Source organism: Mesorhizobium sp. CC13 (assembly GCF_039907765.1).
Classification (GTDB): Bacteria; Pseudomonadota; Alphaproteobacteria; order Rhizobiales; family Rhizobiaceae; genus Aminobacter.
In genome coordinates this window covers 104884-128291 of sequence record NZ_JARDJI010000007.1, presented here as the reverse complement: position 1 = coordinate 128291, position 23408 = coordinate 104884, and the positions used below count along the sequence as shown (strand labels likewise).

Annotated in this window: 19 protein-coding genes and 2 tRNA genes; 7 read left to right on the top strand and 14 right to left on the bottom strand. The window is 62.0% G+C overall.

All coding sequences use genetic code 11. The features are described from left to right. Positions 1-9: 9 nt before the first annotated feature. The gene (locus tag PV773_RS12450) at positions 10-1230 is read right to left on the bottom strand and encodes a deoxyguanosinetriphosphate triphosphohydrolase (RefSeq protein ID WP_347966637.1); all 1221 of its coding nucleotides are present in this window, start codon (positions 1228-1230) and stop codon (positions 10-12) included. 71 nt (positions 1231-1301) lie between these two features. On the opposite strand from PV773_RS12450, the gene erpA reads away from it, so the two are divergent. Further along, entirely contained in the window at positions 1302-1649 is a 348-nt protein-coding gene (erpA, locus tag PV773_RS12445; protein WP_347966636.1) for an iron-sulfur cluster insertion protein ErpA, read from the top strand. Between the two features lies 1 nt (position 1650). After that, positions 1651-2034 (top strand): VOC family protein, encoded by a 384-nt coding sequence (locus PV773_RS12440; RefSeq protein ID WP_347966635.1) that lies wholly within the window; start codon positions 1651-1653, stop codon positions 2032-2034. 67 nt (positions 2035-2101) lie between these two features. Here PV773_RS12440 and PV773_RS12435 read toward each other — a convergent pair whose 3' ends face one another. Next, positions 2102-3586: a nucleobase:cation symporter-2 family protein gene (locus tag PV773_RS12435; protein WP_347966634.1), complete on the bottom strand. Its 1485-nt coding sequence runs from the start codon at positions 3584-3586 to the stop codon at positions 2102-2104. A 136-nt stretch (positions 3587-3722) separates the two neighbouring features. Between PV773_RS12435 and xth the strand changes: the two genes are divergently transcribed. Beyond that, positions 3723-4514, top strand: coding sequence for an exodeoxyribonuclease III (gene xth / locus PV773_RS12430; protein WP_347966633.1), 792 nt, complete (start codon positions 3723-3725; stop codon positions 4512-4514). A gap of 125 nt (positions 4515-4639) precedes the next feature. Here xth and PV773_RS12425 read toward each other — a convergent pair whose 3' ends face one another. From PV773_RS12425 to PV773_RS12385, 9 genes are all read right to left on the bottom strand, one after another. After that, a complete protein-coding gene (locus tag PV773_RS12425; protein ID WP_340037463.1) occupies positions 4640-5458 on the bottom strand; it encodes a tetratricopeptide repeat protein in 819 nt (272 codons plus the stop codon). After that, on the bottom strand, positions 5445-5858 hold the full coding sequence (locus tag PV773_RS12420; RefSeq protein ID WP_347966632.1) for a hypothetical protein: 414 nt from the start codon (positions 5856-5858) through the stop codon (positions 5445-5447). Before PV773_RS12420 ends, PV773_RS12425 begins: the two co-directional genes overlap by 14 nt. 292 nt (positions 5859-6150) lie before the next feature. Next, the gene (locus PV773_RS12415; protein ID WP_347966631.1) at positions 6151-7320 is read right to left on the bottom strand and encodes an outer membrane protein transport protein; all 1170 of its coding nucleotides are present in this window, start codon (positions 7318-7320) and stop codon (positions 6151-6153) included. Between the two features lie 364 nt (positions 7321-7684). Beyond that, positions 7685-10468, bottom strand: coding sequence for a valine--tRNA ligase (locus PV773_RS12410; protein ID WP_347966630.1), 2784 nt, complete (start codon positions 10466-10468; stop codon positions 7685-7687). Between the two features lie 139 nt (positions 10469-10607). Continuing rightward, positions 10608-11318: a DUF2497 domain-containing protein gene (locus tag PV773_RS12405; protein ID WP_347966629.1), complete on the bottom strand. Its 711-nt coding sequence runs from the start codon at positions 11316-11318 to the stop codon at positions 10608-10610. 225 nt (positions 11319-11543) lie between these two features. Then, complete coding sequence (locus PV773_RS12400; protein ID WP_347966628.1) at positions 11544-12941, bottom strand: TolC family outer membrane protein; 1398 nt, start codon at positions 12939-12941, stop codon at positions 11544-11546. A 149-nt stretch (positions 12942-13090) separates the two neighbouring features. Further along, positions 13091-13765, bottom strand: a complete 675-nt coding sequence (locus PV773_RS12395) for a protein-L-isoaspartate O-methyltransferase (RefSeq protein WP_347966627.1) — start codon at positions 13763-13765, stop codon at positions 13091-13093. 372 nt (positions 13766-14137) lie between these two features. Beyond that, entirely contained in the window at positions 14138-17314 is a 3177-nt protein-coding gene (locus tag PV773_RS12390; protein WP_347966626.1) for a glycosyltransferase, read from the bottom strand. A gap of 29 nt (positions 17315-17343) precedes the next feature. Beyond that, positions 17344-17997 carry a class I SAM-dependent methyltransferase gene (locus PV773_RS12385; protein ID WP_347966625.1) on the bottom strand — a complete coding sequence of 218 codons (654 nt, stop codon included), beginning with the start codon at positions 17995-17997 and terminating at the stop codon, positions 17344-17346. Between the two features lie 252 nt (positions 17998-18249). Here PV773_RS12385 and PV773_RS12380 point away from each other — a divergent pair, with 252 nt between their 5' ends. Both PV773_RS12380 and PV773_RS12375 read left to right on the top strand, forming a co-directional pair. After that, complete coding sequence (locus PV773_RS12380; RefSeq protein WP_347966624.1) at positions 18250-19218, top strand: NAD-dependent epimerase/dehydratase family protein; 969 nt, start codon at positions 18250-18252, stop codon at positions 19216-19218. Further along, positions 19215-19967: a sulfotransferase family 2 domain-containing protein gene (locus PV773_RS12375; protein WP_347966623.1), complete on the top strand. Its 753-nt coding sequence runs from the start codon at positions 19215-19217 to the stop codon at positions 19965-19967. The genes PV773_RS12380 and PV773_RS12375 overlap by 4 nt, the downstream gene beginning before the upstream one ends. 205 nt (positions 19968-20172) lie before the next feature. Here PV773_RS12375 and PV773_RS12370 read toward each other — a convergent pair whose 3' ends face one another. Further along, complete coding sequence (locus PV773_RS12370; protein ID WP_347966622.1) at positions 20173-21480, bottom strand: class I SAM-dependent methyltransferase; 1308 nt, start codon at positions 21478-21480, stop codon at positions 20173-20175. Between the two features lie 119 nt (positions 21481-21599). On the opposite strand from PV773_RS12370, the gene PV773_RS12365 reads away from it, so the two are divergent. After that, positions 21600-22325, top strand: coding sequence for a hypothetical protein (locus PV773_RS12365; RefSeq protein WP_347966621.1), 726 nt, complete (start codon positions 21600-21602; stop codon positions 22323-22325). Positions 22326-22551: 226 nt separating this feature from the next. On the opposite strand, the gene PV773_RS12360 is transcribed toward PV773_RS12365, so the two are convergent. Together PV773_RS12360 and PV773_RS12355 are read right to left on the bottom strand one after the other, a co-directional pair. Next, a tRNA-Cys gene (locus tag PV773_RS12360) sits at positions 22552-22625 on the bottom strand. Between the two features lie 133 nt (positions 22626-22758). After that, complete coding sequence (locus PV773_RS12355) at positions 22759-23013, bottom strand: PGPGW domain-containing protein (protein ID WP_347966620.1); 255 nt, start codon at positions 23011-23013, stop codon at positions 22759-22761. A 199-nt stretch (positions 23014-23212) separates the two neighbouring features. On the opposite strand from PV773_RS12355, the gene PV773_RS12350 reads away from it, so the two are divergent. Next, a tRNA-Asn gene (locus tag PV773_RS12350) sits at positions 23213-23287 on the top strand. Positions 23288-23408: the final 121 nt, after the last annotated feature.

The following is a 23408-nucleotide window of genomic DNA, read 5'->3' as shown; positions in this document are numbered from 1 at the left end:
GCGCCCGGCCTAAACCAAATCGGGCGTATGGTCAAACAAGCGTCGGTGCTCCTTGACCGCGTAGGTGTCGGTCATGCCCGCCAGGAAATCGGCCACCGCCCTCGCCTTGACCCTGTCCTCGCAGCGGTCGAGCCCCTCGCGCCAGCCCTCGGGCATAGCGCGGGGATCGGCGAAATAGGCGTCGAACAGCTCGCGCACAATGGTGTCGGCGTTGGCGCGCACGCGCATCACCTCGGGGTGGCGGTACATGTTGCGGTACAGGAAGGCCTTCAAGTCCTTCTCCAGCGCCGTCATCTCGACGGAGAACGTCACCATAGCCTCGCCGGCCGCCCTCACCTCGTCGGCGCTTGCCGGCTTCAGGCGCTCGATCCTGGCTGCCGCCGTCGAAATCACGTCCTCGACGAAGATGGTGATCTGCCGGCGCATCAGTTCGTGCCCGGTTCGCACGTCATCCAACGCCGGGTAACGCTCGCGCACACCCTTCAGGATCGATGCCGGCAGCGCGACTTCTTCCAGCATGTCCAACGTCAGCAGCCCCGCCCTCAGCCCGTCGTCGATGTCATGGGTGTTGTAGGCGATGTCGTCGGCGATCGCCGCGCACTGGGCCTCGAGGCTGGCGAAGCGGTCGAGTTCGAGGTCGTGAAGCTGGCAATAGTCGAGGATCGCCTGCGGCACCGGGCCCTTCAGCCCCTTGCCGGCAGCGTCGGTCAGCGGCCCGTTGTGCTTGACCAGCCCTTCCAGCGTCTCCCAGGTCAGGTTGAGGCCGTCGAACTCGGCATAACGCCGCTCCAGCTTGGTCACCACGCGCAGCGACTGGGCGTTGTGATCGAAGCCGCCCCAGGCTGCCATTTTCGCGTTCAGCGCGTCCTCGCCGGTGTGGCCGAAGGGCGTGTGGCCGAAGTCGTGCACCAGCGCGATCGCCTCGGCCAGGTCCTCGTCGCAGCGCAGGGCGCGGGCCAGCGCGCGCGCGATCTGCGCCACCTCGATGGTGTGCGTCAGCCGGGTGCGGAAATGGTCGCCCTCATGCGCGACGAAGACCTGGGTCTTGTGCTTCAGGCGGCGGAAGGCGGTCGAATGGATGATGCGGTCGCGGTCGCGCTGGAACGGCGTCCGCGTCGGGCTCTCGACCTCGTCGACGAAGCGCCCGCGTGACCGCGCCGGATCGCAGGCATAGGCCGCCCGCGGGCGATAGCCGAAGCCGATGTCGCCAAGTTGTCGCTCGCCGTCCATACTCCCCACCAGTTGACTTGCCTCAGGTCGCTTCATACCTATCATGGGAAACCGAACGCAAGGTGACGCCAATGGGCGCAGATGCCAAGACCGCAATGAAAGTCGAGATGACCGACGCCGCAGCCAGGCGGATCGCCAAGATCGTCGCCGGCGAGCCCGGCAAGACGGCGTTGCGCATCTCGGTCGAGGGCGGCGGCTGCTCCGGCTTCTCCTACAAGTTCGACCTGGTCGAGGGCGCCAACGCCGACGACATCGCCATCGAGAAGAATGGCGCGACGCTGCTGATCGACGACCTGTCGCTCGTCTACATGGGCGGCTCGGTGGTCGATTTCGTCGACGACCTGATGGGCCAGTCGTTCCAGATCAAGAACCCCAACGCGGTCGCCGGCTGCGGCTGCGGCACCAGCTTCTCCGTCTAGCATGAGCCCGCCTCGAGCGCTCCGCCAGGTTGCGCTCTCGGCCGGCCGGGACATCGACGCCACGCTCGGCTTCTGGCTCGACGTGCTTGGCCTGCCCGTCCACGCTCGCTACGACCCGCCGGGCATCGCCTTCATCGTCGTCGGCGGCGCGCGCCTGTTCTTCACCGGCGGGGTGCCGCAAGGCACCGTCTATCTCGACATCGACGACCTCGCGGCCTTTCACCGGAAGGCCACCGACGATGGCGTCGCCTTCACCGCGGCACCCGCGCTGATGCATCGCGATACCGAGGGCGTCTTCGGCCCGGCCGGCGAAAGCGAGTGGATGGCCTTCCTGAAGGATCCCGCCGGCAACATGATCGGCCTGGTGGAGCGCAAGCCGGACTGACGCCCACGCCGCCCGAAATGAAAAAGGCCGCCCTGTGGCGGCCTTTCCCGGTTTGATGTGGGCTCGATCACGCTTCCGAAGCCATCGCCGCTTCGCGGATCTCGGCTTCGTCGAGCTTGGTGCCGTTGAAGAAGGCATTGAGCACCACGGCCGAGACCGACGCCAGCAGAATGCCCGACTCGATCAGCGGATGGATGCCACGCGGCAGCCACATCTTGAAGTCGGGCGCGATGAGCGGGATCATGCCGAAGCCGACCGACACCGCGACGACGAACAGGTTGTTGCGGTTGGTCTTGAAGTCGACATTCGCCAGGATGCGGATGCCGGTGGCAGCGACCATGCCGAACATCACAAGTCCCGCACCGCCGAGCACGAAGGTCGGCAGGGCCTCGACGAGCGCCCCCATCTTCGGCACCACGCCGAGGAAAATCAGGATCACGCCGCCGGCGATGCAGACGAAGCGGCTCTTCACTCCGGTGACGCCCACCAGGCCGACATTCTGCGAGAAGCTGGTGTACGGGAAGGTGTTGAACAGGCCGCCGATGAGCGTGCCGAGGCCGTCGGTGCGCAGGCCGGCCGAAAGCATCGGCTGCGTCACCTTCTTGCCGGTCATGTCGCCGAGTGCCAGGAACATGCCGGTGGATTCGATCATGACGACGATCATCACCAGCACCATGGTGACGATGAGGATCGGATCGAAGATCGGCATGCCGAAGCGCAGCGGCGTGATGATCTCGAACCAGCCGGCGGACGCCACCTTGTCGAAGCTCATCATGCCCAGCGCCGCGGTGATGACGCCGCCGATGACGATGCCGAGCAGCACCGCGATGTTGGCCAGGAAGCCCTTGCCGAACTTGGCGATGGCCAGGATCGACACCAGCACGATGGCCGAGATCAGGATGTTGGTGGGCGGAGCATAGGCGACGTTCGACACGGTCGCGGCGAGCGCCAGCTTGTCGGGTATCGGCGGGATCGTCGAGCCGGTGGCGGCGGCCATCTCGGTCACCGACTTCAGCCATGCGGCATGCTCGGGCGCCACGATGCGCGGCGCGGTCGGACCGACGGGGGTGCCGAAGATCCAGTTGATGCCGATGCGCATCAGCGACGCGCCGATCACCACGATGATCGTTCCCGTCACCACCGGCGGGAAGAAGCGCAGCATGCGGCTGACCAGCGGCGCGATCAGCAGCGAGATGATGCCTGCGCCGATGATGGCGCCGAAGATCATGCGGGCGCCGTCGGGACCCTGGTTGGCGTTGGCCATGGCCACCATCGGGCCGACGGCGGCGAAGGTCACGCCCATCATGACCGGCAGCTTGATGCCGAACCACTGGGTCGCGCCGAGCGACTGGATGATGGTGACGATGCCGCAGACGAACAGGTCGGCGGAGATCAGGAAGGCGACCTGCTCAGGGTCGAGCTTGAGTGCGCGCCCGATGATGAGCGGCACGGCGATTGCGCCGGCATACATGACCAGCACATGCTGGATTCCGAGCGCAGCAAGACGAGGCGCGGGCAGCACCTCGTCCACAGGATGTGGACTGATTGACATGGCATTGTTCCCCTTTTGCCAACCGGTCCCAATATGCCAAAGGAAACCGGTTCCCTTCCTCCGAAGGATGATGCAGGATCGTCTGGAACGGCCTCAACGGCTATCAAGAATTATTTGAAATAATCGCGTGATTTTCATGAAGATCGTGACCTGGAATATCAACGGCGTAAGAGCCCGTATCGACAACTTGCTGCATTGGCTCAAGGAGAGCGATCCGGACATCGTCTGCCTGCAAGAAATCAAGTCGGTGGACGAACAGTTCCCGCGACTGGAAGCTGAGGCGCTCGGCTACAATGTCGAAACGCATGGCCAAAAGGGCTTCAACGGCGTCGCAATACTTTCGAAGCTCCGCTTCGACGAAGTCAATCGCGGCCTGCCCGGAGATGATTCGGACGAACAGTCGCGCTTTATCGAAGGTGTCTTCTCGACCGACAGGGGCGCGCTGCGCGTCGTCTCTCTGTACTTGCCCAACGGCAATCCGGTCGGCTCGGACAAGTTCCCCTACAAGCTGTCTTGGATGGCGCGGCTGGAGAAGTGGGCGTCCGAGCGGCTGGCGCTGGAGGAAGCACTCGTGCTCGCCGGCGACTACAACGTCATCCCGGAAGCCGTCGACGCCCGTTTTCCGGAACAATGGCTGGGCGACGCCCTGTTCCAGCCGGAAACGCGCCAGGCCTTCCGCCGGCTGAGGAACCTCGGTTTCACCGAAGCCGTCCGTGCCGTGACCGACAGGCCGGACGTCTACACCTTCTGGGACTACCAGGCCGGCGCCTGGCAGAAGAACAACGGCATCCGCATCGACCATCTGCTGCTGTCGCCCGAGGCTGCGAACCGGTTCGGCTCGGCATCGGTCGAAAAGCACGTGCGCGCGTGGGAAAAGCCGTCCGACCACGTGCCCGTAGCCATCCATCTCGACCTGGCGGCGGCTTGAGACGACCACCTGGCTCGCCTGCGGGGCGAGCCATTTCGAACCGAATCGATCGTCTGGAAGTCGGCGCCGGCGCGCAGGCCTTGCGCCCCGCCGGGGCCGGCTGCAAGCCGGCCTCGATGAGGCGCCTACTGGTTGCCCTTCTTGAGGATGTCCTCTGCGAGCGAGATCGCCGTGCGGCGGTCGGACTCGTCGGCGAGCGCGAAGGCCTCCTCCTGCATGCCCCTGATCCAGGGCTGGTCGACAGGGGTCGCACGCTCCAGCGCGGCCGTCATCATGGCGAGGCCGCGCACCACCTTGCCGCTCTGGAAGAGCAGGTTGCCGAGCGTCGCCTGGGCGCCGGCATGGCCCTTTTCGGCAGCCAGCTGCAGCCACCGCCCGGCCTGCCGGACGGACGCCTTGACGCCGCCATCCCCGTTCAGGAACATCTTGCCCATCTCGAACTGGGCGTTCGGATTACGGTAGTTGGCAGCGGCGCGCATGTAGTATTCCTGCGCCGCGACGGGGTCGGCGGCCACCGGGCTGCCGGGAATGCCCGCCTTCATGTAGCCGCCGAGCGCCACCAGCGCGTCGGAGACATAGCTCTCCTCAGGGGAGCCGGGTTCGACATCCTGCTCGGCGATCTCGCTAAAGAACTTGAAGGCCTCGTAGTCGTCCTGGGCGACGCCGTCGCCCTCGGCATACATGCGCGCGAGCTTCCAGGTGGCGCCGATCTGGCCGTTCTCGGCGGCGTAGCGATAGGCCTCGACCGCCTGGTCCTTGTGGCCGTTCTTGTAGGCGGAATAGCCGAACTGGAACACGGCCCACGGGTTGGACTGCGGCTTCACTCCGGTCTTGTCGTCGAAGACCTTGTCGTCGAAGGCCAGCGCATTGCCGGCCGCGCCGAGAAGGGCGGCGGCGACGAGCGCAGAATACGCAGATATCCTAACCAACTCAGAGACCCGCATGGCCGTGCATTTCTTTCACCCCACCGAGGTGGGCCACCGCACCGTTGCGGATCGCCGCGACGGATTGGGCACAATTCCACGCCGTTCCCTCCGGCCCGCGGCCGGCAGAAAACGGCTTCCAGTCACTCGCCCTCTCCGCAAGCTCGGCCCCGGATCGCATTGCTGCGCCGGGGCGCGCGCGGTCCGAGACGTCACCCGAACGAAGATGCCCTGAATTTTCGGCCAAAGTACGGCCATGTACGGCGCGGGCCTGGCCATGCGGGCGAAGCCGGTCCAGCCGGGTATCCTGCGGCAGCAGACCGGATGCGGGACCGCGCCAGATTGGCGACGGCAGGCGGCAGGAAAGCCGACGCGACGGCAGCCGCACCACCGCGAGGTGGCTGACCGACTGCTTGGCCATGGAGATCGCCCTGGCGTCCATTTTCGTCCCTGCCGCACCATTGCGGCTCTGCTCGGCGTCCCAACCACGATCCCGTCGCGGTCCGAAGACCTCTCCGGGGTGCGCCGGGTTTATGGCGGGAAATGGGCAATTGCCCTCCCCAGCCGCATAGCCGAAAGCATGGAGAAAAAGTGTTGCGGAATCGTCACATTCCGTGGCGCGCGAGCCACACATGGTTTCCGAAGCGCAAACGGCCGGCGGGCAACAAAAAAAGCCGGGCGCGAGGCCCGGCTTTGTGCGGAAGCGCTGGTGGTTACCACTTGACCTTGTAGGAGGCGGTGACCGCCGTCGCCCAGCCGCTGTCGACAGCCGAGTTGAGGGCTGGATTGTACGGGCTCGGATACTTGGTTTCCTCGGCGGACGTCAGGTACGACAGGCCCACGCCAGCCCGCAGTTCGCCGCCCCACTGGTCCTTGAACGACCCGCCGACGCCGAGCGTGTAAGTATCGCTGGAATGGTCGTAGCCCGTTCCAACGCCACGATCCCAGGTCAGGCTGACGGTGCCCGCTATGCGGTCCGTGAACGAATGCGCCACGCCGCCGGTGACAGTCCAGCCATCCTTCCAGTAATATTCGTTGCGGCTGATGATGGCGCCGTTCGTGCGAACGACGTCCAGGGTCTTGTTGACGCTCCAGTCAGTCCATTTGACGGAGCCGTAAGCCAGCCAGCCGGGTGCGATGCCGGACTGCAGCTTCATTTCGACACTTTGCGGAACCTCGCCAATGCCAAGAACAGGGACAGAGATTTGAGTGGCGGGGGGAATAGGCAGCGCGGGCGCCAAAACGCCAGCAGGGCCTGTCAGCGTACCGTCAGCACCATAGGATGTACCTGACCGATACATGACCTGGGCGCGCAATGCGATCTCGGTGATGTCGTAGGCCAGTCCCACACGATACCCGACGTCGGTTCCGTTGAGGGTCAGGTCGATCGGGCCAAGAAGCGTCACATTCGCCCGCTCATAGTCGAAATTCTCGGCAAACACGCCGCCCAGGACCCAAAGGCGTCCCTTGCCCATGTCGAAGTTGACGCCGCAGGTCGCGCCAAATTCGTTGACGACGAACTCCTCCTTCACCTTGCCCGTCAACGTGCCGGGAAACTCCCAGGCGCCGGAACCGCCGAACGGCTGGGTGTAGGTGCCCGCGCAGTTGAGATTGTCGAATATCTTGAACTTCACCGCGGCCGACGGGATGACGTAGGTTTCGAATGGGTCAGTTCCCACCAGATGGGGAGCCGATGGATTCGACGTGTATTTGCGGCTCGGGTTGACGATCGTCACGCCCGTCCGCAGGTTGAAGTTCCCTTCCTCGAAGAGAATGTCCGTATCGGCCGTGCCGCGCGAAAAGCCGCCGGCCTGCGCCGCGCCCGCGGCAAGCATCGTCAGCGCCGTTGCCCCCAGCAGCGCCTTGAGACGAAGGTTGGTCATGGTTGTCCTCTCCCGAAAAGCTCGTGAGCCGAATTGAACGGCTTCATTGTCGTCGGGCAACCTTGATTTTTTACCAACGCCGACAGGCCGGACCTGCGCGCCCGCCGACGCGCCAAGCTTTCCTCTTACGGAAACGTCAATTTCGACGATTCCGCATTTGGTCGGGCAAGAAATTCCAGGAATTTCCGCCCGCGTTCTTCCGGAAATCGCGATTTTCGGGGTATTTCGGCCGGCTGTTACATTATGGCAACAATCGGGCGGAAAATGGTTACAGCGACCACAATTCCGCTGCGGCATGCCGCTTTTGCTGGCAGCCGCCGGCCTGCCGCAGCCTGAGGCTGCAGCAGGCCACCACGTCGAATCGTCAGCTGGCTTCGCGCACCCGGGCGAGTGCCGCGTCGAGCTTCTGCTGGGTCAGCCGGTAGTCCTCCAGCTTCTCGCGCTCGGCGGCGACGATCTCCTCCGGGGCGCCGGCCACGAATTTCTCGTTCGACAGCTTCTTGTGCAGCCGGGCGATCTCCTCGGTCGTCTTGGCGAGTTCCTTCTGCAGGCGCGCCGCCTCGGCTGTCAGGTCGATCAGCGTACCGAGCGGCAGGCAGGCCGTGGCCTCGCCGGCGACGATCTGGGCCGATCCCCTGGGTGCGGCGTCCGCCTGGGTGATCTCGCCGACGCGCGCCAGCCGGGCGATCGCCGACTGATGCCGCTTCAGGCGCTCCAGCGTCCCGGCATTGGCGCCGACGAAGACCAGCGGGGCTATCGCCGCCACCGGCACGTTCATCTCCGAGCGCACCGAGCGGATGCCGGAAACGAGGTCGACCAGCCAGTTGATCTCGGCCGCGGCCTCGGCGTCCTCGAAGTCGGGCGACGGCCAGGCGGCATGGCACAGCAGCGACGGCCGCTCCTTGCCCTCGCCCGCCGTATGCGCCCAGAGCTCTTCCGTCATGAACGGCATCATCGGATGCAGCAGCTTGTAGACCTCGTCGAGCACGAAGGCGGCGACCGCCTGGGTCTCGGCCTTGGCGGCCTCGTCCTCGCCCATGAAGATCGGCTTCAGCAGCTCCAGATACCAGTCGCAGAAGGTGTTCCAGACGAAGCGGTAGGCGGCGCCTGCCGCCTCGTTGAAGCGGTAGGTGGCGATCGTATCGGTGACCTCACGCGAGGCGCGGGTGAGTTCGGTCAGGATCCAGCGGTTGACGGTCAGCTTGGCATCGTTGAGCCAGAAGTCGTCGTTGCGCTTGACCCCGTTCATCTCGGCGAAGCGCGTGGCATTCCACAGCTTGGTGCCGAAGTTGCGGTAGCCGGCGATGCGCGCCGGGTCGAGCTTCACGTCGCGGCCCTGCGCCGCCATGATGGCGAGCGTGAAGCGCAGCGCGTCGGCACCGTATTCGTCGATCAGTTCGAGCGGGTCGATGACGTTGCCCTTCGACTTCGACATCTTCTGGCCGTTCTTGTCGCGGACCAGCGCATGCACGTAGACCGTATGGAACGGCTCCTCCTCCATGAAGTGCAGGCCCATCATCATCATGCGGGCGACCCAGAAGAAGATGATGTCGAAGCCGGTCACCAGCACGTCGGTCTGGTAATAGGTGTCGAGCTCCGGCGTCTTGTCGGGCCAGCCGAGCGTCGAGAACGGCCACAGCGCCGACGAGAACCAGGTATCGAGCACGTCCTCGTCGCGGGTCAGGATCCTGCCCGGCTCGAAATTCTCGAGCTGCTCCTCGACCCAGGCCTTCCACGGGCCCTCGAGCGCGAGATAGTGCTGGACGGCGACATCCAGCGCCTCTTCCTCGGTGCGCTCGACGAAGACCTGACCGTCGGGACCATACCAGGCCGGGATCTGATGCCCCCACCACAGCTGGCGCGACACGCACCAGGGCTGGATGTTCTCCATCCAGTCGAAATAGGTCTTCTCCCAGTTCTTGGGCACGAAGTTCGTGCGCCCTTCGCGCACGCTCTTGATCGCCGGCTTCGCCATCTCGGCGGCGTTGACGTACCACTGGTCGGTGAGGAAGGGCTCGATCGGCACGCCGCCGCGGTCGCCATGCGGCACCATGTGCTTGTGCGGCTCGATCTTGTCGAGGAACCCGCCCTCCTCCATGAGGCTGACGACCAGCTTGCGCGCCTCGAAGCGATCCAGGCCCTGCAGCTGCGCCCAGACGCCCTCGCGCAATTCGGTGCGGTCGGCGCCGGCGAGGAAATCCTCGTTGTCGACGATGTTGATCCTGGCCTCGACGGTCAGCACGTTGATCTGCGCCAGGTTGTGGCGCTTGCCGACTTCGAAGTCGTTGAAGTCGTGGGCCGGGGTGATCTTCACCGCGCCCGTGCCCTTTTCGGGATCGGAATATTCGTCGGCGACGACGCGGATCTTGCGGCCGACGATCGGCAGGACGACGTTCTTGCCGACCAGGGCAGCGTAGCGTTCGTCTTCGGGATGCACGGCGACGCCACTGTCGCCCAGCATCGTCTCGGGGCGCGTGGTCGCAACCGTGATGTAGGTATTGGGGTTCTCGGGATCGTAGACCTCGCCCTCGACCGGATAGCGGAAATGCCAGAGGTTGCCGTTGACCTCGTGCTGCTCGACCTCGAGGTCGGAGATCGCGGTCAGAAGCTTGGGGTCCCAGTTCACAAGGCGCTTGTCCTTGTAGATCAGGCCCTGCTTGTGGAGCGTGACGAAGACCTCGATGACGGCCTTGGACAGGCCCTCATCCATGGTGAAGCGCTCGCGCGACCAGTCGCAGGAGGCGCCCAGACGCTTCAGCTGATTGAAGATCATGCCGCCGGATTCGGCCTTCCACTCCCACACCTTGTCGACGAACTGCTCACGCGTCAGGTCGCGGCGATGGATCTGCTTTTCCATCAGCTTGCGTTCGACGACCATCTGCGTGGCGATGCCGGCATGGTCCATGCCGGGCTGCCAGAGCACGTTCTTGCCGCGCATGCGCTCGAAGCGGACGAGGATGTCCTGCAACGTATTGTTTAGCGCATGCCCCATGTGCAACGAGCCGGTGACGTTGGGCGGCGGGATCACGATGGTGAACGGCTCGGCGCCTTCGGCGGCGCCGGCGCCCGCCCTGAAGGCGTCCACTTCTTCCCACGTCTTTGCGATCTTCGGTTCGACGGTCTTGGCGTCGTAGGTCTTCTCAAGCATCGGAATTTGTTCCGTTCGGTCCGGATTTTCTGTCCGGTGTAAACCGGATGGGTGCGGTCAAGTCAACTGCGCCACAGGCATGGTGCTGAAACGAAAACGCCGCCCGAAGGCGGCGCTTTCATGGTCTGTGCCCGAAAAATCACTGCGCGCCGCGCGCGATGCGCTCGATCTCCTCGCGCACCAGCTTCTCCACCAGCGTGGGCAGGTTGTTGTCGAGCCAGTCCTGCAGCATCGGCCGCATCATCTCGGCCGCGATCTCGTCGAACGACATGCGGCTGCGCGCGGCGTAGGCACCGTTGAGCTCGCCGAAGGCGGCCGAAACCTGGCGTCCCGCCACATCCGAAATCAGCGCCGGCTTCGTAGCCGTCTGCTCCGGAGCGGCCGGTTGCTCGACAAGCTTGGCCGGAGCCGGCGCGGCAGCGGCGACAGGCGCGGGACCGGCCAACTGCTCCATCTGCTCGACGGCCCGGGTCGGCGAAGGCGACCAGCTCGCCGCGACCGGTCGCGACGGCACTGCCGCCTCGATCCTGGGTGCGGCGGTTTCGGTCGCCGCCGGCTTCACCGGCTCGGCGGACGGCCATCCGGCACGGGTATCCTGCATCGCGGCCTTGGCGGGCGGAGCAACCTCCGCCTTCACCTCCGGCGTCGGCCTGGCAGCCTGGAGTTCAGCCCTGAAGGCCTCGACCTCGATGACGTTGCGCTCGCCGCGCACCTCCTCCGGCTCCGGCTTCGCCTGCTCGAAGTCGATCGACGGACGCTTTCCGGTATCGTTGTCTTCGATGATCCTGCGGATGGAGGCGAGAATCTCCTCCATCGAGGGCTCGCGTTGAACAGTGCTGGGTTGGGCCATCGTCACATCCGCCGCCTTTGTGACCGGTTACATTCCCGCCCGCCGGAACGGGCTTCGAATCAGACTTTCAGCGTAACCCACCGATTCCCCTTCGAGAATCCCCTTTCGGCCGGCCGCGGCGATTTCAACAGATTAACGATCCGTTGCCTCAGGCCGGAAACGACGACGGGTGCACGCTCCAGCAGAGCGCGCACCCGTTCGAAACTCCCCGCCCGAGACGGCGGATCAGCGGCCGTCGGGGGTCCTCAGACCGATCCACTTGTCCTTGACGGCGTTGTAGTGCTCCTTCGGATCGTACTTGGCCACCTGCAGGCCGAGCCTTTCGACCGACAGGCGCCCCGTGGCCGAAAGGATGGCGTAGCTCGCCACCACCACGTCGCGCTCCGACGTCGCCAGGTTGATCTGCGCGCTGATGACGTCGGCCTGGGCATTGAGCACGTCGAGCGTCGTGCGCTGGCCGACATTGCGCTCCTCGATGACGCCGTTGAGCGCCAGCTGCGCCGCCGACACCAGCTCGCGGTTCGCCGACACGCTCTCGCGCGCCGCAGTGTACTGCGTCCAGGCGGAGGTGACGGCCGCGCGCACCTGGTCGCGGCTGACGTCGACCTCGATGCGGGCCTGGCCGAGCGATTCCTTCGACTGGCGCACCTGCGCCGAAGCGCGGCCGCCCTGGTAGATCGGCACCGTCAGTGTCGCGCCGATGCTGGCCGAGGTCGACCAGCCGTCCGGCGAGGATGCGCTGTTCGGGGCGCTGTCACGATAGATCTGAGACACGCCCGCCGAAGCCGACACCTGCGGCAGCAGGGCTCCCTCCGCCGACTTCACCGAGAAGCCTGCCGCGTCGACCAGGTATTCGGTGGCAAGGATCGCCGGGTGCGCTTCAGCCGCCAGCGCACCGGCGGAATCGAGGCTCTTTGGCAGGAGCTTGCCGAGCGGAGAGGCCGCCTTCAGGTTCTTCGGCTCGTCGCCGACGATCTGGCGGTAGATGGCGGCGCTCGACAGCGCCTGCGCCCGCGCCGCGCTCAGCTGCGCCAGCGCGGCCGAACGCGAGGCGTCGGCCTGGGCCACGTCGGTGCGGGTCCCCTCGCCCACGTCGAAGCGGGAGCGCGCGGCGCGCGCCTGCTCGGTCAGGAACTGCAGGTTGCGCTCGGTCAGCGCGGCCACCTGGCGGTCGCGGATCACGTCCATGTAGGCGCTCGCCGCGTTGAACAGGATGTTCTGCTCGGTGTTGCGCAGGCTTTCGTTCGAGGCCCGCACGCGCGCCTCGGCCGCGGCGACGTTGTTCTTGGTCTGGAAACCGTCGAACAGCGACTGGCGGATCTCGACGCCGAACGACCCCGTCGTCAGGTTCGTCGTGGCGTTGCGCCTGGTGGTCTGATAGTCGATGCCGGCCGAGCCGGTCACCGTCGGCCGCCAGCCCGACTTGGCGATGGCGACGTTCTCGTCGGTGACGCGCACGCCGGCACGCGCCGAATTGAGCTGCGAATTGTTCTGATAGGCCTTGGACAAGGCGCCGAGGATTGTTTCGGCCGAAGCCGACAGCGGTGACAGTGCCGTGGCGGAAACCAGGGCCACGGCCAACAAGCTCTTGCGGAATAACGACACTACGCGTCCCTCATTCATTCTGCGGCGATCTGCCGGAAGGCTGACTGAAGCCCTTCGCGGAAAACCGACTCAACGCGCCTAATCCCAACCAAAGAGGTCAAGAATCAGGCACACCCGTCCGGCCTTTAGATCATCACGACGCGTCATGCACCGCAAGAAAAAGCCGGTCAGAACTCAAATTCGCGTGTACGATTGAAGCCCGGCAGTGGCTTAACTGCCGCATTGAAGGCCTGGCGGGCCGTCACCGTGCCGGCCGCCTTGACGAACAGGCGCGCCACGCCGGCGTTGCCATGCCCCTCGACCACGACGAGGCGGCCGCCCTCCTTGAGCTGGGACAGGAGCGCATCGGGCACCTGCTCGGCGCTGCCGCCGACGAAGATGACGTCGTAGGGAGCCTCCGACGGATAGCCGTCCTGGAGCGGGCCGGAAACGACGACGACATTGTCGTAGCCGAGCGAGCCAAGCGTCGAAGTTGCCTTGGCGGCGAGCGCCGGGTCGACCTCGAGCGCGACGACCGAACTGGCCAGCCGCGACAGCACCGCCGACGAATAGCCGGTAGCGCAGCCGACATCGAGCACGAAGTCGCCCGCCTGCACCTCGGCGAGCTGGGCGAGCTTGGCGAAGGGAGACGCCTCCATCAGGTAGCGCGGCTCGCCGCCGTCGGCGGTCGAGGCGTAGCGCAGGTCCTCGTCGATATAGGCGAGTTGGCGCAGGCCGTTGTCGACGAACGCCTCGCGCGGCACCTCCAGCATGGCCGACAGGATGCGGGCGTCGGTGACGTCGGTGGTGCGGACCTGGCCGTCCACCATCTTCACGCGAAGTTCGGAAAAATCAGCGTTCATGTCTTAACCGGCCCGCCTTCGGCGCGAGATGCGCAATGCCAATGCGCCCGAAATGGGAACCCCGGCGGCGGTGCCGAGGAAGCTGGAGGCCTCGCCCGGACGCCGTCAACCAAATTCGGGCAACAACTTAGCGCGCGGTGTCGCAAAAAACGCCGCCACAGTCAATCAACGACTTGGCGACGGGCTGCCACACCCTGCTCACGCCCGAGGCCGGCAGCATGGTGGATGCGACCGATCTTCGGCCGGCTCGCCGCCCGGCGGTTGCTACGAACGTATTGCGCTCGATGCCACGGTACAACGTCGAGTGGTCGCACCCAGTCACACAGCCAGCACCTCGAAGGTTGACATAGGCGACCTCGCGTTGCGGACAGCCTAAGAAGCGCTTTGAACGAGTCGTCCTTCGGCAGCGCCGTAGCGAAGGTAGTGGATTAGAGGGTTCAGCTTGGCCTCTTTGACGTCAGAGTAACGCCACAGATACCAGCAGCCATCGAAATGCGGACCCGGACAGCGCCCCTCGATCCCGCCATGGTGCAGATAGTGGTCAATCAAGTCGCCTTTCCACCCAACTAGGTCCGGGTTACGAGCTCTATACCAGTCCTCATCATATAACCCGCAGATCTCGATCAGGCGGCGATCGTTGAAACGCGGGCTGCGTTTCGGCGCGACAATCGACAATAATTTCGTCGCCCCCCCCTTGGAAACAAGGCGCTTGAGGCCGAAAAAGGCCGCGCGTTCCGCGTCCAACCGCCTTAGCGCCTTCGACGCCATGTCCTTCATCATCGCGTTGTAAGGGCCGAAATCAGATGAGCCAACCCCACCGCCTTGACCGAGCGCGTGCGAGAGCGAGCGGATGACACTGATTGCATCGCCGATGGGAAGCCCCAAAGACTTGGCCAGCCGGAGTTCCCCTGGCAAACGATCATAGGTCTTCAACATGGAGTTCGGGCGAAGGCGGTAAAGAAACATCGGGAGCGGGATCACGGCCACTTTCATGCCAGCCGCCGTCATTCGCAGAAATAGCTGCCAATCCTCCCAGAGGCCCTTGGAGGATCCATCCCAGCCGCCGAGCGAGCGCAACGCCTCGACCCGATAGACCGCCAGTGCGTCGCCAAAAACGTTCTCTCGAAGGCCGAGCCCCATATCCTGCCCGATCGGCTTATAGTGATAATCCCACCGCGCTCGACGAATTTTCCACTCGCTGCCATCGACGAAAGCGTGGTGGTAGGCCGTGACCGCAGAAATTTCAGGATCCTCATCCAGTATGCGGCAAGCCAGACCAAGGTAAGCATTTAAGATGATATTGTCGTTGTCGTGAGCGCAAACATATGGCGTCCGCACTTGGGCGACACCAATGTTGCGCGTTGCAGCCAGTCCTTTGTTTTCAGCGTTGAAGATCGTCGTGTACGGAACAGGTGCAACCTTGACCGCCCCCTCCTCGAAGCGCCTTTTGCCCTGTTCATCAGATCCATCATCAACGAAATATACGTGCTCTGGCCGATGGAAGGAGTTGCGCACGCCAAGGGCAAGGTCGTCGAAGAAATGCTGTTCGCCATTTAAGTTTGGGACAACCAGACTAACCGCCCCTCGCGGCCGCCTTACCGGCGCTCGGCCGCGGGCTTTCAATCGTGCAATGGTCTCAACGAAATCCTTTGTCTGTTGCACGCATTGATGCTGAAAGAGCTCGAACGTCCGGTCGAGAAGACGGCAACGGTCCCAAAACGGCGTACGCACCGCTTCGGCCATGGCCGAAGCAAGCGAGCGGGCATTTGGCTCGCAGAGCAAAGCCTCATGCAGCTCAGTTGGCACGACTTCCGGGATTCCCCCCGTTGCATATGCAAGTAGTTGGCAGTCAGAATCGACCACCTCGTAGATGGACAGGGGATGATTGTCTGCCTTGTATGGGAGCACCACCAACGCCCCCGCCGCACAGTCACGCAATTTCGCGACGGCCGACTCGCGATCGAAGGATCCGTGCGTAACGGCGACGCCGGAAAGACCAGTTAGTCGAGAGTCGGGAGAGGTCACCCCCATCAAAACGACTCGCCGGATGTGACGCGCAGCGTCAGCGAACTCGGGGCGCTCAAATAGTTCGACTACGGCATCACAAAACTCAGGATATCCCTTTTGAGGCGTCTGCTTGCCATAGAAGACAAGGGTATCGATAGGTCCTCTTTGCAAATCCGATCGCTGATGATCTCGCAAACGGATCGGGTATGCTTGACGCACAACATCTCGCAGGACAAGGCCCTGCTTCGACACGTACAGATCCTCTGCGAACCTGGATGCAAATATGACAGCATCGGCCTGTTCGAGAGACACCCTCTCATGTGCGTGAACCAGCAGGCTGCCCACCTGGTCGAGTTTCCCCAATGCGTTCTCGAGATAGAAATGACTGCCATGCGCATCTGCGACCACGGTTACCAGCGGCGAGATTAGCCCGGCTCGCTTAGCCTGCGCCACCCTCGACCCTAAGCCCTGAAAGTCTTGAAATTCGACCAGCCGAATCGTGTCATAGACAAATAGCGTATGCAGGGTAGCCCGCAGCACCTCATCGGGGTCGAGGCTTGGTGCAGCGGCCTTGCCTTCGCTAAAATCAGCGACATGCAGCCAGCCCTTGGAGCGGACGAAGGAAGACCACTCGGCCGGTAGCCCATGCACACCAGCGAAAAGATACAGCGGCCTCTGCCCGGCCACCGTGGTTACAAACCGGTGATATGTCCCGATTCCACCTGTTGCCAAACAGTCGGCGTGCTCGCTCGTAATCACGAGATGATCGCTGGCTTGTGGTAGCCCGCAAGACTGCAGATAGGCACCGTAAGCCTCGTCGTCGCATCGCACCTCGGCAAGCACTGTCCTGTCGAGACTGTCGAAGTTGTTCTGCGGAACGTGGCCGATACGGCAGACCTGAAATCCTGCTGCTTGAAGCGCGAGGCCAAACTCGTTCAGCGTCCATTGCCTGACATGCCCGAGATTGTCGGGCGCGCGCGACGAATGCAAGCCGTCTATGCGCTCTCGGTCAGGGGTGGATATTACTAGCCGGTTGCGCGAGTCTTGCCTCAGCAACCGTCGCAATAACGAAAGAACCGGCCTGGGATCGGATAGATGCTCAATGACATCGGAGAGCAGAAAAACTGTTGCGCAATCATCATCGCCCAGCTCGTTGGCGATCCTTTCTAGGTCCGCCGGAGCCTCGAAATCAGCCTCGATGAAGCGGCCTTTCTCAGCCGCATCGTCGTCAGGCACAGCCTCTCTACGATCGTCCCAATCGATCTGGACTCGTTTGAGGCAGCACCCCTTGAAAGCGTCAATGAACTTGTGCCCCGCGCCGGCACCGAAATCGACAACCCTGAGCGCCCCCTGCGCCTCGCAGGCCTCACGAGCAAACGCATAGACATCGCGCTGCCAGACAACAGCCTGATCGGAATACTGCCGATCGGTCTCGACCAACGTCCTCGCCGCGCCACCGGCTCCAAAGTTGTTTTCCGGCACGAAATCGAATGGAGAGAACGCGCCGACGATTGAAGCGTTTTTCATTGCCACTTCACCCATCCATACTCAACGTTACTGTATGCCTTACCCTAGGAAGCAGGGCGCTGGAGAGTGACGTCGCAATACATCAGTGGATGGAGCGCGAAATACTTGAACTCAAATCCAAAGTTCTGACTCAATTCACAGACCGCTTGCGGCACCCCATATTCTGCGCACTCCACGGGGCTCCACATGACGAAGTCGTTAAATACCAAATGGCCCCCGGGCTTCACTTTGGTACGGGCAACTTCGATGTCTCGCACAACTCCCGCATAGCTGTGGTCACCATCAATGTAGATCCAATCAAAATGATCGTCGGGCAACTTGGACAGCATCGTCGAAGAGTCGCCTTCGTGCAAAATGGCAGATCTTAACAGATGCGCATCCTCCCGCTGGTGGAGCGGCGCAAAGTCGATGTCGAACAGATGGATTTCCGAAGGCTGATTGAGCTTAACGATCAGGTCGGCAAATCGCCCCTCCTGCGTCCCAACTTCAGCAACTCGCCCCCCTTTAGGCAGCAGCGATAGCACGTCCTGCCGGCTTGCAAGTACCCTGCAATCGGCAAAACGCTGTGATGGCAAGATCGGCAGAGGCTGGAAGAGTGCGCTTGGCCCGTAGCCATCGAATGGTTTCATGACCTCGAACCATTCGGCGCGCATCCGCGCAAACCACGCGCTCTGCTCCGCGGTGAGTTTCATGACCATTGATCTGCCTCCGACATCCGTTGCAAGCGACGCTATTAGGTGATGGCCCTTGCCAAGGCAAGCGATGCAGCCTCACAAGCCATCGCAGCAAAAAGACAAACTCGGTAAAAAAGATATTCGCTCCATATATATATATTGAAATCGCGTTCGCTCGTTCAGGGTTGACGAAACGCCCCAAAGTCATTCTTTGAAAACCATCTGCGTGAATCGGAACAAGAATCAGACTGGGACATTGAGAATTAGGCATGCGGCATGCAACCTAAGGTCTGCATCTTCGGCGGAACCGGCTTCATAGGGCGACACCTTTGTGAGCATCTGCATGGCAGCGGGATACAAACGGTTGTCACCTCGGTGTCGCCGGACCGCACTTTCTTGGCCAACTTCGCGCCATCGGTGCAGGCGTTCACCCTATCTGACGAGCACCTGTGGGAGCATGTGGCAACGGCGACCTCTGTCATCCACCTCGGCGCACGTAGCAAGCCAGGCACGAGTTGGAACAGCCCGACTTACGAGATAGCGCACGATGTGGTCCCGGTGACAAGGACAATCGGGCAAGTGATCGACATCAACCCTCGATGCAGCATCATCTTTGCATCGAGCGGTGGCCAGATTTATGGGACTGGCCATTCTAGGCCGATTCCGGAGAGCGCTCCAGCTCGTCCGCCCACGGCCTATGCCCTTGGAAAACTTCTGATCGAGCAAGCGCTTGAGTTCTATGGTCGAACGCATGGGACAGCTATTTCGATTCTTCGTATCGCCAATCCGGTCGGTCGATGGCAAGTCGGCCGCCGACACGGTTTCGTTAGCGCTGCCGTCCAAGCCGCATTGCAAGGCACCGAGTTGAAGATATTTGGGGAAGGCAGAAACTCCAGAGATTACTTTGATGTCGACGATCTGGCAGCGCTTCTGCTGCGGTTGGCCACGACGGGTCAAGGAACACGGGGCGTATTCAATATCGGCACCGGGCGAGCCACTACGGAACTCGACGTGATCAACTCGGTCGAGCGCTTGTTGGGCCGAAGGATCAACTACACCGTGGCCCCAGCGCGACCTTTTGATTTGCCTTACGCAGTGTTGGATCCGACGCATTCACGACAACGGCTTGGGTGGAATCCCAATCCATCAGTTGAAGCCTTGATAGCGAAGATCGCCCCGGCAATTGAGGCAATCGAAGACAATCCGGCAGATGCGTTGCCGCACGAAGGACTCCAAGGGAATTGATCGTACTGCCAAGGCACCGCGCCGTTTTCGTCCACATATACAAGACCGGTGGCTCATCGCTCACCCGACTCTTGGCCCCTTACACCAACCCACGATTTCGAACGGGCCGCAACACCTGCGAAGGCGACGGCTGGCAAGACGCCTGGCACTTCGAAGGTCTGCAACATGCCTGGTACACTCCAGAATCGAGGTTGAGGCTCGTAGAGTGTGGCCTCGACCCAAATCACACGATCTTCGCGATTGTCCGCGATCCTTACACATGGACGCTGTCAATCTGGAATAACTTCTACCGCTACGCTAATACTTCTCTCGGTCAAGAGTTTGCAGAAAAATTTCCGCAAGTGGATTTCAAATCATACCTGCGCTTCTTGTTGAGCTGTAGTGATAATTATTGGGGACGCGCGCCGCAAACCTCATTCGTTGGTGGCGCTAAACTTGAAGACGTTCAGATTGGCTACTTCGAGGATCTGGACAAGAGCATCGCCAAACTGTTCTCCCGTCTCAACATTGACACGCCCCGCTCCATTCCACACGACGTCGAAATGTCTCCCAAGGAGCGCGAAGATTTCCAGTCATTCTACGATGCCGAATGCGTTGACATCGCCAATCACCTCTACGCGCCAGATTTCGACGCCTTTGGATATCAGCGCATCTCTAGTCTTGGCGCAGACTTGATGCTAGGCAATTCCGGAACGGCACGCCCCGGCAGGAAATCCCCGTTGGCCGAAGGCAGGGGCCCCGACGCCTAGCGGTCGCATCGATGCTCCCTTGATCCGCTGGCTTCCGACCCTGGACGAACGGACCATAGTCATCCGCCTACCGGGCGTGGATACGGCCGTGCGATTTCCGATTGGGAATGTGGTGCCGGTGAAGGAGGAGCGGCGTCCGAGGTGGAAGCCGCCGAGGGATGTGCCGGATTAGATTGGTGCAGGGCCGACGCGGCAACCCGCACCGTTACCGAACTATCAGCCCGGCGGAAACCAGTTGCGATTGCCCGCGAGGACGCAAAGTAATCCCATTGATGGGGCCGTATGCAGACAGGTCTACCGCACAGGAATTGTGCCACTTTGGGAAGCGGGCGCTTGCCATTTCCTCAATCGACAGGATCAACAATTCTTCGCCACCAGCTTCGACACTGACCTCGCCATTGGATTGCACCACGTCGATCATGACGATCGGCGAGCCGGCGTCAAAGAGATAGGAGGCTTCTCCTCCGGCACTGACTGCAACAGTGTCGGTCGTATAGAACCGCTTGTCCGTAAATGTGACGGCACCCGAACTGCTCGCAATCTTGGGGAACCGGGGAGCCGCCGGACTACTGCCCGGAAGGGCATTCCCATCAAATATCATCTCCAACCAGATGCGGCCAAATGCGGGTGGGGCTAGCGGACCATGAGCTTCAAGGTAGTCGCTCAACCACATTTCGTCGCGCCTGAGAACGCCGTCAGCCGCAGCCCAATGTGACCAACCGTCGGCCGCAATCCCAGGAAGGTGGCCGTCTGGACTGCTCATCCACAAATCGAACTCATGGTAACTGGCGCCCTGACCAAAACGATAAAGCGCCTCTTCCCCGGCAGAGACAGCCTCTGCGGCTCCGCTCCTGGGCGAGCGCTTGACGTACTGCAGCGCGATCTCAGGCGGCAAGGTCTGGAAAAAGTGCAGGTGCGTGGAGTGACTGTCGTGTGGGATTAGGCGGTTTGGCGTTTCACCAACAACCACCATGCCACCGTCCCGCAGCACTTCCGAACATAGACCCAATACTTCTTCGCGCTCACGCGGTGTCATGTGCTCAAGAACGGCGTAAAGAACCACGACATCGATTTTTCCTGAGATCCCGTATGCCTGTGGCCGGCGAATGCAATCAGCGGCGTTGCCGAGCGCAAACTGAACATTGTTTCGGCCAACCGCCCGAGCGGCTTTCCGCGCAAATTCAATGGCTTCCGGTTCCAAGTCAATCCCAACATACGACTTGAACAAGCGTGCCCACGGAATGGCCTTGAGACCACGACCGCAGCCAAACTCAACAGCGTTGAGACTAGACAGATCCCTCGGCTGATTTAACAGCCAAGGAATTCGGTAGAAAATTCCCGACCCCAGCCGATCGAGGAAATACGGCTCCGGGATCAATTCGCGAATTCTGGTGTAGTCGTCCAGCAATGTGGTGCTTACGATCGAATCGATGTCTGGCCTAGGGTTGCCAGGCGCGAACAAAGATGGTCGCAGGAGCGACAGTTCATGTTCACTGGCATCCATCAAGTCCATTAGGTCGCCTCTCGACTAGCGCGTGGATATGCGATCCGTTTCTACATCCTATTGACAATACAGCAATATCCCATTGACAGTACTGCAAGGCACCGATCGATAGTCAGACATCTGGAAAAATGAAAAAATTTTTCATCCTTTTCGAGGCCCGAAGCGGCTCCTCGCACTTGGTTTCGCTGCTCAATTCCTCGCCTCAGGTCACATGCTATTCGGAGATCTACACGGCGCAATCGGCTGAAGTCGCGGACCAGCTTACCAAGGCATTCGTCGAAGGACGCCCTCTTCACACGATCAACCGATGGGCCCTCGACGATCACAGATCAATCGACGTCGAAAAGGCCCCTCACGTCATGGGGTTCAAAACGAAAATCTACGACATCCCGGAACCAGACAGGACGCTTCGTCAACTTCATAATGCAGGTGCCACCATGATCCTGTTGACCCGCACGAACGTGCTCAAGCAGGCAGTTTCACGCGCAGCAGGCCTAGCGCTGTACCAGCGCTCACGTTTGTACAATGCCAATTCGTCAGACGAGACGGTCAGGAGCGTAACTGTAGATCCCGATGATGTCATCGCATTCGCCGAGGTCTACAATGCCAATCAAGTGGCGCTGAAAGTACGATACGAAGATTGGACGAGACCAAAGCTAGCCATCACCTATGAGCAGCTATTGGCCGACGAGATCGCGGTTGTTGGATGTGTTCGGTCTCTGCTCGGGCTGGCGCCCTTCGAATCACGCAGCCAAGTTTCGAAGAATCTTGACGATTCGCTCCAGTCTGCTGTCGCAAACTACGATGAGCTTGCAGCGGCGCTGAAGGGCCATCCCTATAGTCGCTTCCTCTAGACCAGGCTCAGCGCCACGCGATGGGCGCAAACGGCCGCCCCGACTGAGGTAACAAGCTTCACTGCAAACCGACAGCGATTGCGGATTCGTGGTCGAAATCGATGGCATCGATTGGGGTGGTATCGGGCATTCTGCCATGCTTGGAAAGTGGGGTGTGGATTTCTGACCCGTCGGCCAAGAAATCCGCCCATCAAATCAGCGACGTAACTGCCACGGTGTGGCAGAATGGAGGCCTCGCCCGGAATCGAACCGGGGTGCAAGGATTTGCAGTCCTCTGCGTAACCACTCCGCCACGAGGCCTCGCCGCTTCGGGCGTCTACACGGCTCCAATAGGTTGCCAGGATTCTTGCGTCAAGCGGGGGAAGACTCTTTCTCAAGCCTTTTGCAGTCCTCCGCCTCCACGGCGCCCGCGGGGCGGCAACATGGTCTTCGCTCAGTTGCCCGAGCGCCGGCGGCGCTCCCACCATATGATCAGCCGACGGCGCACGCGGCGCACGACGTGGAATTCGTGCGACAGGATGAGCAGCCCGAGCGGAATCATCCAGAAGCCGAGCACCGGCAGGAAGCCGAGCAGGCCGAAGATGCACAACGCCACGCCGAGCGCGATGCGCACGCCGCGCGACTGCGGCATGGCGAACTCACGTCCGAGGACCGAGATCTTCCGCTTCTGGTGTTGCCCCTGCTTCATCGTACCTCGTTGCCGGCAAAACGTGCTTCGCCCGCTGGCCGCATTCGGCCGCTCCAGCCGCCGGAACGGGTCATATGAGGGTACCTGCCGGCAAATACCAGAAAAGCGGCGATGAAAAACTTCCAAAAAAACCAGATTACCGCTTTGCAAATCGCAGAACCGTTTGCTATACGCCGCCTCGTTCACACGAGAGCGCTCTTCCCCGGTAGCTCAGTGGTAGAGCAACCGGCTGTTAACCGGTTGGTCGCTGGTTCGAATCCGGCCCGGGGAGCCATCTGCTCAGTTGAGCATTCCCATTCCCTGCTTTCTTGGTTCGCAGCTTCTGCGCAGCGCAAGCATCACTGCAAAGCTTGGCGCCTGCCGGAATCACGCGTATCGAGAGCAGGCAAGCCTTG